General features: G+C 47.0%; 12 protein-coding genes. All 12 read right to left on the reverse strand.

The features are described 5' to 3' along the window. Positions 1 to 609 precede the first annotated feature (609 nt). Positions 610 to 1,506: a ParB/RepB/Spo0J family partition protein gene (locus Q1B11_RS09855; RefSeq protein ID WP_299731465.1), complete on the reverse strand. Its 897-nt coding sequence runs from the start codon at positions 1,504 to 1,506 to the stop codon at positions 610 to 612. A gap of 3 nt (positions 1,507 to 1,509) precedes the next feature. Beyond that, positions 1,510 to 2,319, reverse strand: a complete 810-nt coding sequence (locus Q1B11_RS09860) for a ParA family protein (RefSeq protein ID WP_067516014.1) — start codon at positions 2,317 to 2,319, stop codon at positions 1,510 to 1,512. Between the two features lie 15 nt (positions 2,320 to 2,334). Then, on the reverse strand, positions 2,335 to 3,009 hold the full coding sequence (gene rsmG, locus Q1B11_RS09865) for a 16S rRNA (guanine(527)-N(7))-methyltransferase RsmG (RefSeq protein WP_299731472.1): 675 nt from the start codon (positions 3,007 to 3,009) through the stop codon (positions 2,335 to 2,337). A 436-nt stretch (positions 3,010 to 3,445) separates the two neighbouring features. Further along, on the reverse strand, positions 3,446 to 9,508 hold the full coding sequence (locus Q1B11_RS09870; RefSeq protein WP_299731475.1) for a transglutaminase domain-containing protein: 6,063 nt from the start codon (positions 9,506 to 9,508) through the stop codon (positions 3,446 to 3,448). A 69-nt stretch (positions 9,509 to 9,577) separates the two neighbouring features. Beyond that, positions 9,578 to 11,428: a hypothetical protein gene (locus Q1B11_RS09875; protein ID WP_299731477.1), complete on the reverse strand. Its 1,851-nt coding sequence runs from the start codon at positions 11,426 to 11,428 to the stop codon at positions 9,578 to 9,580. A 115-nt stretch (positions 11,429 to 11,543) separates the two neighbouring features. Next, positions 11,544 to 11,915, reverse strand: coding sequence for a YiiX/YebB-like N1pC/P60 family cysteine hydrolase (locus tag Q1B11_RS09880; protein WP_299731480.1), 372 nt, complete (start codon positions 11,913 to 11,915; stop codon positions 11,544 to 11,546). A gap of 83 nt (positions 11,916 to 11,998) precedes the next feature. After that, the gene (locus Q1B11_RS09885; RefSeq protein WP_299731483.1) at positions 11,999 to 12,127 is read right to left on the reverse strand and encodes a hypothetical protein; all 129 of its coding nucleotides are present in this window, start codon (positions 12,125 to 12,127) and stop codon (positions 11,999 to 12,001) included. A gap of 25 nt (positions 12,128 to 12,152) precedes the next feature. Further along, positions 12,153 to 12,980: a shikimate dehydrogenase gene (aroE, locus tag Q1B11_RS09890; protein ID WP_299731486.1), complete on the reverse strand. Its 828-nt coding sequence runs from the start codon at positions 12,978 to 12,980 to the stop codon at positions 12,153 to 12,155. A gap of 3 nt (positions 12,981 to 12,983) precedes the next feature. Further along, a complete protein-coding gene (gene hemF / locus Q1B11_RS09895) occupies positions 12,984 to 13,901 on the reverse strand; it encodes an oxygen-dependent coproporphyrinogen oxidase (RefSeq protein ID WP_299731489.1) in 918 nt (305 codons plus the stop codon). Positions 13,902 to 13,929: 28 nt separating this feature from the next. Then, positions 13,930 to 14,484 carry an L-threonylcarbamoyladenylate synthase gene (locus tag Q1B11_RS09900; RefSeq protein WP_299731492.1) on the reverse strand — a complete coding sequence of 185 codons (555 nt, stop codon included), beginning with the start codon at positions 14,482 to 14,484 and terminating at the stop codon, positions 13,930 to 13,932. Positions 14,485 to 14,568: 84 nt separating this feature from the next. After that, entirely contained in the window at positions 14,569 to 15,705 is a 1,137-nt protein-coding gene (gene dprA / locus Q1B11_RS09905; protein ID WP_299731495.1) for a DNA-processing protein DprA, read from the reverse strand. Between the two features lie 95 nt (positions 15,706 to 15,800). After that, a complete protein-coding gene (locus Q1B11_RS09910) occupies positions 15,801 to 16,838 on the reverse strand; it encodes a LysM peptidoglycan-binding domain-containing protein (protein ID WP_299731498.1) in 1,038 nt (345 codons plus the stop codon). Positions 16,839 to 16,931: the final 93 nt, after the last annotated feature.

A 16,931-nucleotide genomic window follows, 5' to 3' on the forward strand; every position in this document is an offset into this window, starting at 1 on the left:
TCTGTGAAGACAGCTGAATTAACGAGTGTTCACTTGATTGATCAAGCATTCAAAGTTTTTGAAAGAGACTCTTTATAACAAGTACAAAGAGAAGCTTTCTTAACCGATGCAATCACACAAGCGCCCACACGAATTGTCTGATATCTTGTTAAAGAACCTGATCAGTGCGTACCGAAGCGCGTCTTATCTGATCTCCAACCGGCGATGGTGCCGATCAGCGAGGCCGCTATCATACCGAAGCGGCTTTCGTTGTCAAGCGATCGTTTTCAGATGCTTTCCAACTCGCTGACGTTGTCGTTCAGACCGTGTCAGCGGAGGCGCATATTACCGCACCTCGTTGATTTGTCAATCGGTTGTTTTCATCGTTTGATTCAAGCAACCGTTTTCAAATCACTCTTCCTGCCAGAGATGAAAAATCATCTTCTGTCGTTAGGCTTCTCGTTGAAGATCGTCCGTGGAAGAGATGTGTATGATAGAGTTTTTTTGACTTTAATCAATAAGCAGAAGGGATATTACGTAAATGCACTTATAAATAGCAGCTAATTCGATGGAGAACGAAATATAGCCTCCATCACCATTAATGAAAGCTATATAAAGGAAGAGATGTGGTTATTGGATATGCTCAAGAACACCATCAAGTTCATCAAGGGTGTTATAGGAGATCACCAACTTCCCTTTGCCTTTCGCATTGCACTGAATAGCAACACGGGCACCCACCTTTTCAGACAGTTCGTCTTCCAACTGTTTGATATTAGGATCCAGTCGTTTAACAACTTTACTGCCTTTCTCCTTTTCCTGCTGAATTCTGCGAACCAGGGATTCAGTCTGTCGAACAGATAATCCTTTAGCGGCAACTATCCTGGCTATTTCCAGCTGATCCATTTCTCCTAACGGCAACAGAGCACGGGCATGCCCCATTTCCAGGTCACCATACTCCAGCATTTTCTTAACTTCGGTATTCAACGACATGAGACGTAGAATGTTGGCTACCGCAGCTCTGGACTTTCCAACCGCCTGAGCCACTTCTTGCTGGGTAAGCTCAAACTCTTTCTGAAGCCTGGAAAGCGCGATGGCTTCCTCTATAGGATTAAGATCTTCACGCTGAATGTTTTCGATAAGCGACATGGCTATGGCCGCTTCATCAGGCACATCACGAATTAAGGCAGGTACTTCTGACAAGCCAGCCAGTTGCGCGGCTCTCCAACGGCGCTCTCCGGCAATAATTTCATATCGATTATGACCAACCGGGCGCACCACAATGGGCTGCATAATGCCCTGCTCTTTAATGCTTTCTGACAACTCTTCAAGAGCATCGGAGTGCATGTCTCGGCGAGGCTGGTACTTTCCTCGAATAAGGAATTCAACCGGGAGTTCTTTCATTACGCCATCTAACGACTCTTTGTCCTGGAATTGTGACGGACCAGATAAGTCATTAGATAATGATGCTGGCAACTTTGCGCTACCGAGCAATGCATTCAAGTTAGTACCGAGACGTTGTTTTGCCATCTGTTAATGTGTTCCTGTTTTCCTTTCAGACTTGGCATGAAGGTTTTTAATGTCGTGCTTACGAACCAGTTCACCGGCCAGTGCCAGATAGGCGACAGCTCCACGGGAGTTTCTGTCGTATGCCAATACTGGCTTTCCATGGCTTGGTGCTTCCGCCAGTCGGATATTCCGAGGAATGACGGTTCGATAGACCTGTTCACCAAAGTGGCTGACGAGTTGTCTCGATACTTCGTTGGTCAGCGACATTCGTGGGTCATACATGGTTCGTAGCAGACCTTCGATATGCAAGTCTGGATTAATGGTCTCCCTGATACCGGCAATGGTTTCCATCAGGGCAGTCAAGCCTTCCAACGCATAGTATTCACACTGCATGGGGATGATCACCCCACGGGCAGCGACCATGGCATTGATGGTTAACATATTCAGAGAAGGTGGACAGTCGATCATAATAAAATCGTACTGACTCGCTACACGGTGTAGAGCATCTTTCAGTCGCGATTCTTTATGATCAAGCGTCATCAACTCAACTTCTGCGGCGGTCAGGTCAGCGTTGGCACCCAGCACATCGTAACCTGCATCAGCGGATGGTGTGATCGCCTGTGTGATATCACAGCGCCCAGTCAGCACATGATAGACCGACCATTCCTGATCGTGTTTATCAATACCACTGCCCATGGTGGCATTACCCTGGGGATCCATATCCACCAGCAATACCCGCTGCTTATTGGCAGCAAGCGATGCCGAGAGATTAACGCAGGATGTGGTTTTGCCAACACCACCTTTCTGATTGGTTACCGCTAGAATTTTAGCCACAGCCGTTAATACCATTTAATGACGATTAGTCAGGATGACCAGATGACGATCGCCTTCTGTGCCCGGTACATTCAGGGGCTCGCAGCCGACTAGTTCAATTTCGTGACGATCCATCAGTTCTTTCAACTCTTCTTCAGGATATAGCCCTTTCATGGCCAGATAAACACCTGAAGCTGATAATAAGTGTTTCGTGCCGTCCACCATATTAACTAATGAGCTGAATGCCCGCGAGGTTATTGCATCAAAAGGCTGTGGTGCTTCAAAGTTTTCTACACGACAGTTGGCGACTGTCAGGTTATCCAGCTTCAGGTCATTTTTCGCCTGTTGCATGAATCGGGTTTTCTTGCCGTTGCTGTCCAATGTCGTGAATTTTTTCTCTGGATAGAGGATGGCAAGCACAATTCCCGGCAAGCCGGGGCCGGAGCCAACATCCAGAATATAATCACCCACAATATGTGGAACAATGCTCAGACTATCGAGAATATGCCGGAACACCATCTCTTTTGGATCACGAATGGCCGTCAGGTTGTAGGCTTTGTTCCACTTATCCAGCAGCAAAACATAGTCTGTCAGTAGATCTGCTTTCGCTTCAGTCAAATCGATACCAAAGGATGTTGCACCTTTGCAGATATCGTTTCGTAGCTGAATGCTAAGTGGATGATCAAGAAGCGGGAAGGTGTCAGTACTCATGTTGCCCTTATGCAGGTTTCAAATGGGTAGTTTGCTGTCTGCGGGGCAGACGGTTAGAAGTCAGTATATGCAGTGATAAAAGCAAGTACTTTATTTTATGGCATTTTTCAGTACTTAACGATAGTTATTACACCAGCTCCCGAATGTTTCGGGCATGATGTCTTTAATCGTGCTGTATTTTATAAAGGCCTTCTACACTTTGTGGTGACAGTTTATAGACCAACTTATACCAATGGCGTTTTTAAATTTTGGAACGAGCAAGTTATTTTGGACGACTGGGCAATACCCGAGGGCATAAAGGCGAAGCGACGAGTCATAGCCTTTACGCCCTGTGGGTGGTAGCTATGGTGAGGAACTTCAACGCTGATCCAGTCGGTCAAAATGGCTGCGCAGCCCATAATTTAAAAACAGAATTGGTATTATCAGCCGTTAACAGCTATTCAACCACCGCAGCTTTCATCACCTGAACAAACTCCTCATACATCATCAGAATATCATGATTGTTTAATACTACAGCAGACGGTTCCTGAAAATTATCTCGAATCTGTTGTTTAGAATACTTCATCACATCAAAAGGTTTAACGGTATCTGTATGCTCAATATCAAGAATACCGTAGGGCAGTTTTATACCATTATCCTGTTCGATGCAGCCTTGATAGCTATTAAACAACCAACGCCAAGTAGTATTTCTACAATCTTTTTGTGTCTGACAAAGCCAGGTGATGAACAAATCAAGGTTAAATGATTCATACCAATCACCTCTTTCAGTAAAATCAGGGTAATTGGTTACTTTGATGCTATGGCCATCAGCCCTATAAAGACCTTCAATGTAGGCTCGATAGCATTTATCACGACCTTTTTTTTGAAAATCATAATGAATATCGGAAGGCAGTTTTTCACCCAACCTCGTCATTTGACGGTGATCAATATGACACATATCAAATACGACGGGTTTATATGATTTATGAACCGATTCATTGACAAACGCTGGCAACCCTTTGGCCAATCGCTCTGGCGCCAACCGGGAATTGCTTTCGGGGGCATGAGTGTATTTACGGTCAATGCGATTGCTGCCTATTTTTGCACTTAGATACTGACTTCGGGGCAACGTTGACGCAAAGGAAGTCAGCAATGCTTCTTTCTCAGTTATCACATCCAGAGGTTTGATTCTATCAAATGACGGATAGGGCATTTTATCCAGCAGACGATTAACACGTTCTTTATAAGCTACAAAATCGGGGGTTCCTGACAATTTCTGAAAATCACTGGCAAATATCTGGCTCAACTGAATATTCTCTTCGCACAAACCTAAAAACCAATCGATATAGCTATCTTGTAAAGATGATGGTTCCAAATCAAGGTTTACGTGATCAAACTGCGTTGGTTCCATATAGCTTTCTAAATAATCCTGTTTCTCAGCTCTGAAAAAATGATATTGGATTTTGCCTTTGATAACTGAGGAATAAGTATATTTTTCTACAACTAGTGGTGAATGCAGCAGCGCTCGTTTAATAATCGACACCCACTCATTATCCCCATGAATATATCGATAAGCCGGAAATGACAATAATTCTGCCCATTGACTCCTTAAGTAAGCTGTGGGATCTCCCTCATCCATTCGGTTTAATTCAGCTTGCATCCTTATTTTCAGCTCTGCCAACAGCCCCGGATCAACAGTATCTTGTTCAAGTTCTTTTTTAAAACGGTCAATATGTTTGTATAAACTATCGCTCCAATCAATATTGGAGTAAAACTTTTCAAAGTCCTTTTTGAGTGACTTTGACGATGGTTGAACACTATTTTTTCCAGATGGGTGGTCATAGACTTCAGAATCAGCTTCACTCTTGTTGTTACTGCTTGAAGATACTTCTGTTCCCGTCGTTTCTGATCCTCTGTCCAGACCTTGACCGAAAGGATCGTAGTTTCTCTTTTTGCGCTCATTTGGCGCTGCCAGCTCTGAAAAACCAGAGTTATTGTAATCCGTCCAATCTGGCTCTGTGACAACAGACTCCGAATTGCCTCCTCCGCCCACTTGATACTGGTGCCAGGATTGACCACCATCAGAACTTATCTCAACAAAAGCATGGGAGGTATTACTAACGGTTCGTGCCGGTACCCCCCAGTAATGACATAGCATTTGAAATACCATGGCTTTATGACGGCAAACACCCTGCTTTTCTCGAAGGATATTCAATAACAATTCACTACCATTACCCGACACATTGGCATTATCAGAAAAGCTATCAAGCCACTCCATAAGCGTCTGTAATCGTTCAGAAGTATCGTCAACATTATTAATCCAACGTAGTTGATCAAATGCCTCTACATCATCATTCTGGCTGAAGATGTGTTCATCAAACAACGCTTTTAACGCCGGCGAACAAAGATCATCCTGTAAAGCAATAGAGTCATTAGGCTCTAATTGCTCGTAATAGACCTGCTGGGGAGCAACAATGAAGTCAACAATGGCATCCATAGTTTCACTGGCTAATGAGCGAATCAGTAATTGGCCAGTTGACCCGCTTCGGCCAAGCTCAATGATTACATCCGGCTTGGTCCGTATACCTCGTAGATCATCCACTGGCGTCAGCGAAGGCAGTGGTTGCCAGTCACCGGTTAGATTCAACGCAATTTTACCAGGCAGTTCATCTACCTTCAGGTCTGCCCGCCAGGGAAGTTCTGTTACAGAAGGGAATGCTTCCACCTCACTATCCACCCAGGTGACTGGGTACGACCTCAATTGTCCATCTGCATCCAGAATCGTTTCGGATAATGTAAGTCTGTATTGTCGTGCATCATAAGGATACTCTGGAAAATAACGATCCACCTCAAAGTTGCTTGTTCCTGTTATATCACCGAAAGAAAGCGTTTGAGGGAGTAGGCTTGTCATTAAATTATTCGCCGCAGGCTTAGCTGACCAAGGCGATTTACGAACATGATTACTGCCTGTAGATGATGACTTTGGAGGTCGCACAACGGGGGTTTTAAATGCTGGCTTATCGCGTTCTGCCTGTTTACTGGCTGGGTTGCTTGTTAAGGACCCTTTGGTTTTCTGGTACTCTGGCCACTCAGGCTGAATATCCTTTGAAAAGTAGTGCGACCTTTCTACCGGGTAATAGTGCCACTTTTCCCCAAAATCAGGACTCACCTCAACAAAGCCATTTCTCTCGTTATCAACAATGCGGGATGGAATACCCCAGAAATCGCATAACAAATGGAAAACCACCAGCTTATCTGAACCAGAACCCTGTTTCGTACCAAGCACCCGTGATAACAAGTCTTCGCCATTCTCTGATACTCTCTTTTTTGTTTCAGAGAATGAGTCCAGCCAACGCCTCAGGGCTTCTAAGCGCTTCGGGATATTGGAAATATTATGAATATCATTTAACTCCTTAAACGCCATTTCACCATTAATAGGATTCACAACGTTTTTTTCCAGGAACTGATTGATTGTCGAAGACCCTAGACCGCTCTGTAATTCAACCGGGATATTATCATCAAGCTGACTAAAATAGTCCGCGTCCGGTGCGACAATAAAATCAACCACTGCATTTACCGGAGCTCCATTCCTATCAGCCAGTGCAATCATCAGCTGCCCGGTCTTATCACTGCGCTTGACGTCAATATCGGTCTCCGGTGTCACCTGAATCGCCTGCAAGGAATCCATGGCCGACAGTGATGGCAATGGATGCCACTGATTACTGAGGGTTAATGAGATTTGCCCGGGCACTTCCTCATTGTATAAATCTTCTCGCCATATCAGCTGGCTGAGCTCAGGTGAAATATCTTGCAAGCCTCCATACTCCCATGAAATGGGATATTGCATTAACTGTCCGTCGTTGTACCGAATCGCTGAAAGTCCGAGCCGGTATTGATCAGGCTTAAAACTCCGTCCTTGAAAATAAATGGTGGCCTGAGCATTCCTGTGAGGATTCGCCTCCTTTTCACCAACGACCGATGACGCTTTGGTATTCAATGGGTTCTTTCTGGCTCCCTTCTCTTTTTCATCGCTGCTAAAGTATTGCGCTAAAAATTGCGGGTAAATACTCTCTCCGGTCACTTCACGGGTCACCATCATGTAATTCTTACGAAGCTTAACCTCATTACCAAACTTCACGGTAATGGGTTCTTTCAGGCTCTCTGCCTGATTAACAAGGCGTTCCTGGGTAAGGCGCCACTGCTCTGTTTTCTGCTGTTGATCCAGGGTAGAACGTAAATTTTCATCAACATTAAGGGGGCTCTCCAGTGACCGGTTTGCCAGGGAAAGATGCTCAATAAAGCCATCCTGCCATTGGTTGGCAGGTTGAGCAGCAAGGTAACGGGTACAGCCGAATAAATCATCCAGTGCCGGTTGAATAGGGCTTCCCTGCTCCCTTAAGGCTAATGACAATTGATAAAAGCGATCTGCCAGCCATTCCGATAAACCTTCTGGCACCTCTTTTTGTCTGGAGATCAAACCTTCAAGGTCTGATCTGGATAATTGTTCCAGCTTAATCTGGGTACAGCGACTCTTCAAAGCCGGGCTCAGGGATTCACGACCATCAAAAGAACCGGGGTTTATCGTTCCGAATAATCGAAACCCCGGTGCGGCATAGCCCGTCAGAACATCATTAAACAATCCTTCCAGATAGTGACTGGGTATCAGGTTAAGTTCGCTGATTGCCAGAATGTGGCCTCGAGTCATAGCCTCACGAACCTTCTCAACCAGCTTGGGCCATTGATGGAGATTGGCATTGATATGCACCATTGGGCGGTTCGCTGACTGCTCCTGTTGCCACTGCTGAATAGTTCGGTCCAGAATAAAATCTTTACCCCAGCCTGCCGGGCCTTCTACCAGAACAGAAATACGACCATCATCGTCTTTTTCCAGGCTCTGCCAATAGTTATAAACCAACTTACGTACAGGTTCTGTGCCAAAGTCTCCTTCAGGGTTGTTCTTCTGAAGTTTCTCCATGAACGCTGAAAACGCCCTGTTCACGCCATTAAGAATGGCGGTATCTTCAGGGAACTGCCCCTGATACCAGTGATTCAACGCCTCCAGTTGCTGATGCTGTGAGCCAGTCACGGCACCACTGAGGCTATCCATAAAGGCTTTATGGATCAGTGCATTGATTTGTTCTTCAGAGATATCTTGTGCATCCAGTATCACCGGTCCTTGCTGGTAACGAAGTAACTGACGAACAGAAGCCAGCGTATCTTTTATATCTCTGGGTGTCATCAAATCACCCGGCACCAGCTCCCTGAACTGATTAAACAGGGTAAGCAGTCGTTCGCTGGCCTGCTGCTTCTGCGCTTCACTCCAGTTCGCTGGTAATCCCGGACGTATGATCGATTCGGCCAGCACCGCCTCCGACAGCGGGTGGTAGAACAGTGTTGGAACCTTGGTTTTCAAAACATCATCCAGATGCCGACCTTCGTAGTGATCAGGGTTGCCGGTCAAAACAATATGATGTCGTTCGGTCAGTGAGTATTGACGCCCCTGGTAGTCAATCACCGGAGGTTGGCCAGTGAGCCCTGCCAGTGGCGATAACAGTCCATCCGGAGCCAGATTGGCTTCATCCAGTAATAATAACGGCGGGTTTTCCGACATTGCCCATTTCAGAATGGGGCCTTCCTGAAACTCTGTACTGCGGTCGTTACCTTGTTTGATAACTCGCTGCCCACCAAAGATCTCATCCGACGTTCGGTTTGGGCTTAACTGTAATACCTGACAGTCTGGATAACCGGCCCGGCAGGCAATGGCTTTTGCCATGAAGGTTTTTCCCGCACCCGCCTCGCCCTGTAGAAATACGATGGGATGCTCGTCTATCCGTCGAGCCAGCTGTGCTATACGCCTTTCCTGACGGGCCTTACTGTGGCGCTGTCCTGTCATCAATGCATCAGGCAGATCCTGATAACCATCAGGTAATTGCCCATCTGAAAAAAAGGCACCAAACGTCTTACTCAGCTCAAGTCGTTTTTCAGCATCAGGCATTGACGCTTTCAGAATGACTGATACCTGGCGTTCCAATAACGTAACAGCGTCGTTGATGACGGTACCCGGTACTAATTGATGACGATTGGCAATCAACAGATCCCGAATATTAGAAACCACATTACCATCATAAAATGACTGCCCGACAACCTTCCTGAAACTGACCTTAAACTGCTTTGCCAGCTCTTGCTGCTGTGAGATGGGTGCCACGCCAATCAAAACAGTGGCCAATTGCTTGATCGCATTATCATCAATGGTGTGCAATTCATTGATCGCCTCATGAACATGGGAAGGACAATGGCGGGCCAATAGCCAGAAGCTGTCTTTTACGGTCTCAACCGTCGGTTTTGGGTTGGCTGCAAACCACTGTCGCAGGGCTGCATGATCTGCTCGCAGTTCCGCTGGTTGATCCGGAAAGTACTGTGCTGCCTTGGCTTTGATAAAGCTGTAAACTTTGTCATCCCCCCGATAAGCCTTGGCCAGCAAGCTATTCAGAGCCCTTCGCTGATGGGCAGGCTTAACCACCGCATCGCCATCCAGCTTACGCTCTTCCTCCGACTTTTTATCAAGTTGCTCCTGAAACGAGGCTGGTGTCTAGGGTGGACGGGATGGATATCGGCGCTGCAGAGAGCTGGGAAGCTCCTGAAGTAAACGATAGAACGGATTGCCTGACTTTGCTGCAACGGACGCATTGGATAAAAACACCTGATTAAACAATCGAGAGCCGGTTTCAAGACCATCTTCAGGTTTAACCAACGTCACCCTTGCTTTGGGCAATGGGATTTTTTGGCCATGAAGGAACAAATAGGGGTCTGGCAACAACAGTGTTTCCAGCATGGCTGCAAGCTCAGGCTTTCTTTCCAGCCCGTCAAGCACTACCGGCGGGGTTCCCTCGAGCAGGCAGTCCATTAACGGGCTGGTTATTACGGAAAACGTGAAATCCTGTTTACTGATTAATTTCACCTGTTGCAGGGATTCCAGTGAATCGCTGATGGTGAATGAATAATGGAATGCCTGGTCTGAATTCGAATCTGCTGTCAACTCACTGCGGTCTATTACCTGGCAATGACTGGACTCAGTCGTCAGTTGAGTCGGTGGAATGTCATTAAAAAGGGCTGGACGAGTCGACTCAGGCAATGCTTCCAACTGACCGAATAGCCATAGCCAGTCTTCTTTGCTGAGAACAGAGGTCACCACCAACTGCCCAGCCCCCCCCAGCAGGTCGGATAAAGCGCTCGCTTGAACAACTGAAGTACCTTCCACTTTGACAGAATGTTTCAGCGATTTAACCGTCGCCGAATTCAAACATACTGACGTTTTTTCTACCGAGAACAGCTCGGCTTTTTCAATGGCAGACTTTTTAAGCTGGCCAAGCTGTTCGTCGGAAACGGCTTCCCGACTCAGTGTCAAACCCTCAGGTAAAGAAACCCATTGTCGATCGACATAAAATCCTCCCGCGCGCAAAGCATCCGTAATCGTTGACTTAAAAGCCTTATCTTCCCATGGTGCATTTTGCAGGGTCAGATGTGTACTCGCTGTAAGGTTAGCCAATTTACCTGATGAGAAATACAATTGCCCCCGTGCGTCCAGAGTAATACCGCCAAACAGCGCATGTTGCCAATCGGGTTCTGCCGCAAAGTCGATGACTGTAGAGTAACCACTTTCACCATGCCCCAGCTGTTCCAGTTGATCCAGCAAATCGTCATCTGAGCAAGATGAAGACGGTTCAGCAACGGTATCGCTCACCTCTTTCATTTGACCAAGCCGCCGCCACAAATCAGGGTTGGCGGCCTGTCGCCCCTTCAGCATGTCATCATTGACAAGAAATAATCGATGAATGCTGTCACCCAGAGGTAACCCATTACAGGTTGGGTTAGCCTGCATAATATCATTGAACTCGGCGATATCACCGGGCGTCATGGCAGTCAGATCAAAAATAAGGGTTAGCGGTTTGTCTTGATATATCCGACCCTGAGCGTTTTTCAGCTGGCTATTTTCCAGCCAAACCGTCTGCATCAGATCTGATGTCTCAAGATCTTCTGGTGATCGAATACAAATAACGGACTCAGGAGGTAACTTTTGGTATTGCTGGTCAATAACCTGCTGCTTCGACAGGTCATTATTAGTAAAGAAATAGCTGCCAGGACTTTGGCTGACCTTAGTGGCCGAAAGTGAATGTTCTTTAAACGCTTCATCTGCGCTCAACTCTGAATGATGATGCGTAATCTTCCCGGAATATTTGTCATAAATGGACTGTTCACCCTGCTGGAGAGGGTGTGAAGAGTCGCTTTCAACCTTACGTTCAATACTTGCTTCATTGACTTTATAGCCAAACGCAAGTCGAAACCCAATAACTGCCTTCTCTGCCAGAGAGTAATCATCACCAGAGATTACTTCTCGGTATTCATTTCGGAAGTGGTTATATCTCTCAAAAAGATTAGGCATTTTGAACTTATTTCTCTCGTAGAGAACTTCAAGATAAGTTCGGCCATTCCTGATTCTGCTTTAAAAACAACAGTTTTATTAGAAAATGAGAAGTCAGATAAATCAAAATAAGAAATTACTGGTGCCGTAAAAAAGCACAAGATACAGCCTTTGATTCATCGGGAGTGGCTGGCTCTGCTTGATAATGCGAATTATAAGGCAACTCAAGCTGTTGCTCTGCATACTCCAAAACAGATGCAATCAGTTCGGAATGATCTGGCAAAACACGGCAAACTAATACACAAGGCCTGCCATGATTATCTTTAACTGAGTTATCAAGAAACTCAGTTAGTGTCGTTTTTTTCACATGAGGCATTACTGCCTCAATCACTGCATTATCACCATCATAAATAGCAACATGATTAATGGCATAAGTACCCGGCCATATGGAATCGAATATTTCTGGCTTGTTGATCAGGTTCTCTGCAAGGCGCAACGGCGGGAGCATAGCGAGCTATGTGACCAGAGTTGCAACGCAGTCAGAGGGTCTGATCAACAAGTCAGAAAATATGATTTCATATGGTTGGGTACTTAGCCATCGCGACCAGCAAAAATACGGCTTATTGCCCATTCAGCTTCACCACCGGAGCGGAACTGGAATAACAGATCCCCCGGCAATAGGTCTTCAGAAATAATGGGGGCTGGTTGTTGTTTGTCCATATCCTCACCATCGCTCTATCGAATATTAACTCAGATCCGCTCGAAGCAAATCCAACATAAGATTCGTTGCCGGGCGAACACCTCGCCAGATAGCAAATTGCTCTGCGGCTTGCTCAACCAGCATCCCCAAACCATCAATGGTTTTACCGGCACCTTGCTCACGACACCAGCGATTGAATACGGTTTCTTCAGCGCCATACATCATGTCATAGCAACAGGTGGATGGCGTGATGACATGGGCAGGTATTGGCGGTAAGTCGCCTTGCAGGCTGGCGGAAGTACCGTTAATGATTAAGTCAAAGTAGCCTTCCATCTCTCCAAAACTGCTAGCAGACAATGGCGAACCGGGAAAAAGTTCAACAAGGGTTTCAGCCTTACTTAACGTGCGGTTAGCAATAACAATTTCTGAAGGTTGCTCAGACAGCAAAGGTTCAAGGATTCCTCGAACAGCACCACCTGCACCGAGCACCAGCACCCGGGCATTTTTAATCTCAATATCATTATTGTTTTTCAGGTCTGCCACCAGCCCCAGACCATCGGTATTGTCACCATTAATGTGGCCATTTTCATCTTGCCAAAGCGTATTAACAGCGCCCGCCTTTTCCGCACGGGAGGTTTTCTTTACTGCCAGCTGCCAGGCTTCTTCTTTAAAGGGCACAGTAACACTTAAGCCGAGATCACCATTTTCAAAGAACGCCTCCACCGCTTCCCGAAAGCCATTTATTTCAACAAGCATGGCGGTATAACGAAGATTCTGATTGGTCTGGTCAGCAAACAGTGTATGAATGACTGGTGATTTACTGTGGGCAATCGGGTTACCCATAACGGCATAACTGTCTACTGGGCCGGCCATGATTTATTCCTCTTTTATCCAATCTTTTGGTTTTAAGAATTCTTCGTACAATCGTGCCTCTTCTGAGCCGGACTCCGGACTCCAATTGTACTCCCAACGCACATGGGGAGGCAGCGACATCAGTATAGACTCAGTTCGGCCACCGGACTGCAAGCCAAACAATGTGCCCCGATCATGCACCAGATTGAATTCTACATAGCGACCACGACGGTATTCCTGAAAGTGTTTGTGTTTCTCAGTATAAGGTAGCTCTTTACGGCGCTGAACAATGGGTAAGTAAGCATCAACAAAACTGCTGCCAATCGCTTGCATAAAACCAAAACAATCATCAAAAGGCCATTCGTTCAGGTCATCAAAGAATAGACCGCCAATGCCTCTTGGTTCGTTGCGGTGCTTCAAAAAGAAATAATCATCACACCACTTTTTATACTTGGGATACACCGCTTCACCAAATGGTTCGCAGGCTTTCAGTGCTGTTTTGTGCCAATGCTGGCAATCTTCCTCAAAGCCATAATAAGGCGTTAGATCGTAGCCACCACCAAACCACCAGATGGGTGCTTCGCCTTCTTTGTGGGCGATCAGCATTCTCACGTTGGCGTGAGAGGTTGGCACAAAAGGGTTGGTTGGATGGATTACCAATGAAACCCCCATAGCCTCAAAGCTACGCCCAGCCAGTTGTGGTCGATGAGCAGTAGAACTCGCGGGCAGGTTTTCACCTTTGACATAGGAGAAGTTAACGCCGGCTTTCTCGAAGACTTCGCCGCCTTCCAGTACTCTGGCTTTTCCGCCACCGCCGCCATGATAGCTCCATTCGTCTTCACGAAAGGCACCATTAGTTTCTTCCGCTTCGAGCGCCGTACATATTTGGTTTTGCAGCCCCATCAGGTATTGCTTTACAAGATCTACAGAAGGTTCAGACATCTTGGGACACGCCTTATCATTATTGATTTCAACCTGCTCGCACCAGCTTGCCGGTGCGCAGATCCTGTATAGTCGAGGGGGTTTTCTGATCGCCGGTTTCGCCGGTTACGATGCCTTGCAATAAATGGCCAAACTCAGCTTCTACTTCTGCCTGTGTCAGTAACGGGTTGTTACCAGCAAGGTTGGCAGAGGTGGAAACAATGGGCATTCCGGTCGCATCACATAAAGATTTGACGACCGGATGGGCGCTGACTCGAACAGCCACAGTATCAAACTGGCCTCGAATCCACTCTGGCGTCCATCCGCCTGGGTCGGGTATTAACCAAGTATAAGGGCCGGGCCATGTTTCATTGAGTCGGGATTTTTCTTCAGGCGAGAGTGGGTTTAGCAACGGTGTAAACTGTTCCAGAGAACTGCCAATAAGGATCACTCCTTTTTCAACAGGTCGTTGCTTTAGTTCGAGAATTCGGTAGACCACTTCACGGTTCCACGGGTCACAACCCAACCCCCAAACCGCTTCGGTAGGATAAGCAATGACGCCCCCGCTTTGCACCACTTCAGCAGCCTGATTAACATCCATCATCCAACAACCTTCCACAACTCTAAAATAACCCGGTTATTTAATGCTGCAAGTCTAACAAGAGACGCTTTTGAGAAACAGAGATGGCTAACCCAGTCGAATAAAACCGCCGGGCGTGGATTCAATCACACCATCCAGCTCCATTTCGGTGAGAAGCACGGAAAGCTCCGTATAGGGGATTCCGGAAACCGCACAGATTTGATCCACACTGACCACGTCAAAGCCCATGGCTTCTATAATTTTTAACCGGAGTGGGTCGGTTTCCTGATGATGGTTCGAAGCAACATGATCAAACTCACGGATTGCCCCACGCAGCTGAGGCGCCAGCTCCATCAAGATATCATCCGGATGTTCCACCAGCACAGCGCCTTCCCGTATCAACTTATGACACCCTTTACTCAACGGGTTAAGGACAGATCCGGGAACAGCAAACACTTCCCGCCCTTGTTCGGCCGCCATTCTTGCCGAGATCAAAGAGCCACTTTCCATCGCAGCTTCCACCACCAGAACGCCCAGCGACAGGCCGGAAAGGATTCTATTGCGTCGGGGAAAGTTACCGGCAAAAGGTTTGGTGCCTAAAGGGTATTCGCTCACTAACGCGCCTTGAACGGCAATGGCCTGATAAATATCTCGGTGCCGTGCCGGGTAGACCTGATCAACGCCTGTGCCCAGAACAGCGACAGTACCACCGTAAGAACTGAGCGCACCTTGATGCGCAGCGGCATCAATTCCCATTGCCATGCCACTGGTGATCACCAATCCGCTTCTTGCTATTTGCTCACTGAATTCCTGGGCAACTCTGCGGCCATTTGGTGTAGGCCGTCGACTGCCAACAACCCCCAGTTGTGGCTCGCGCAACAAACTGCAGTTTCCGATGACATAAAGCACAACCGGTGGATCCGGAAGTTCCTTTAGCGCTTCAGGGTAACCGACTGACTCCGGCGTCAGTATTGAGTGCGCCTCACTGGAATGCAGCCATGCTTCAGTGTGTTTCAGCTGTTTTTTTATATCAGCCTGCAGAATAGAGTGAGCCAATTTTCTGGAAATCACGGAGCATAGATGAGCTTCCGTCGCGGAGAATATCTTCTCAGGATGACCAAATTGTTCGATCAGCTTGGAGACTTTTATTGGCCCAAGGCCGGGAATAAGGGAGAGCTTTAGCCAGGGAAGAATCTGTGGCCAGTTTTTCTGGCTCGATTGTGGAAGCGTTTGAACTGATATCATCGATTTCTCTTTCGGGTCAGTGTGGCTTTTATTTGTTAGTGAAAGCCACACTTCCCGGGGGCATCCTGCCCGAAAACCGAATCTATGGTTTCAGATTATGGCTGTGGGCTTTTGAGGATATAGCCAACTTCAAGATCCTCTTCTGCCATCAGCACAATACCATAGCTCATTTTTTCAAAAGGGCGATAAACCATGACATAACCCACCCGTTCCAGCGGTAAAGACACTTTCTCGCCAGAGAACGGATCCAACACTTTTTCATCCGGGCGGTAAATGGCGAATACATCACCTTGCTCCAGCTGTTCACGTCCACCTTTGTTGATGATGATCGTGTCATGCTTGGAGATCTTCTTTGAACCGTTCAGGTTAGCAGTCACCGTGGCTTCAACTGGTACTTCAGGGGATTTTGGAAAGAAGGTCGTCACCAGGCCACTGGATTCCTGATCAACCAGACGATCACCATTGCGCATCTCCAGCTTGCTGCTTTGAATGATGATAGAGGCTACGTCACCTTGAACCTGATGCAAGTTGGCAGTGCCGATATCAAGACCAACAATACCCAGCAACTCTCCGGTTTGCGGATCTTCGATCATATCGCCACGGCGGACAGCACTGAATCGTGAGACGTTATCCGCAGTAAAGTCACCTCTGGCATACACTTTGTCACCCGTGGCGGCAGTCGTCTTAGAATCTTCGCCGTAAAATACATAAGGTGACTGTTCAAACTCTTCTTCACTGGCAAATACATAGCCACCTTTCAAATAGCTCTTGATAGCACCGAGAGGAATCGCTGGAATGGCAGACTCACCGGGCAACACTCGCACCTTTGGACTAAGCTTGATGGTTCGTCCGGTATCGCCACGGCTTGAAATCATCAAACGAGGCTTACCGTCAACATAAACCAGGCTGATCACATCCCCGGGGAATATCAGGTGAGGGTTCTGAATTTGCGGATTGGCATGCCAAATCTCAGGCCATAACCATGGGCTTTCCAGGAACGTTGTTGATATATCCCACAGGGTATCGCCTGATGCTACCGTGTACTTGGTGGGGGAATCGTCTTTTATGGGGCCACTTGCCATACCCAGTGTAGACATGACCAGCAGGACACCTGCCAGAACAATACGTTTCATTGTGATCCGATCCCTTGAATGATTTATTGCAAACATTGCGAACAGTGTATCAATCGCCTCTGGTTCTGGGCAATCAGCTCTAACAGGTTCTCG

It is taken from the genome of uncultured Endozoicomonas sp., assembly GCF_947495845.1.
Classification (GTDB): Bacteria; Pseudomonadota; Gammaproteobacteria; order Pseudomonadales; family Endozoicomonadaceae; genus Endozoicomonas.

Bases quoted from the DNA above. Each gene is read 5' to 3' on its own strand.
- Q1B11_RS09855 (WP_299731465.1), bottom strand. From the start codon at position 1,506: ATGGCAAAACAACGTCTCGGTACTAACTTGAATGCATTGCTCGGTAGC.
- rsmG (WP_299731472.1), bottom strand. From the start codon at position 3,009: ATGAGTACTGACACCTTCCCGCTTCTTGATCATCCACTTAGCATTCAG.
- Q1B11_RS09875 (WP_299731477.1), bottom strand. From the start codon at position 11,428: ATGCCTAATCTTTTTGAGAGATATAACCACTTCCGAAATGAATACCGA.
- Q1B11_RS09880 (WP_299731480.1), bottom strand. From the start codon at position 11,915: ATGCTCCCGCCGTTGCGCCTTGCAGAGAACCTGATCAACAAGCCAGAA.
- Q1B11_RS09885 (WP_299731483.1), bottom strand. From the start codon at position 12,127: ATGGACAAACAACAACCAGCCCCCATTATTTCTGAAGACCTATTGCCG.
- aroE (WP_299731486.1), bottom strand. From the start codon at position 12,980: ATGGCCGGCCCAGTAGACAGTTATGCCGTTATGGGTAACCCGATTGCC.
- hemF (WP_299731489.1), bottom strand. From the start codon at position 13,901: ATGTCTGAACCTTCTGTAGATCTTGTAAAGCAATACCTGATGGGGCTG.
- Q1B11_RS09900 (WP_299731492.1), bottom strand. From the start codon at position 14,484: ATGATGGATGTTAATCAGGCTGCTGAAGTGGTGCAAAGCGGGGGCGTC.
- dprA (WP_299731495.1), bottom strand. From the start codon at position 15,705: ATGATATCAGTTCAAACGCTTCCACAATCGAGCCAGAAAAACTGGCCA.
- Q1B11_RS09910 (WP_299731498.1), bottom strand. From the start codon at position 16,838: ATGAAACGTATTGTTCTGGCAGGTGTCCTGCTGGTCATGTCTACACTG.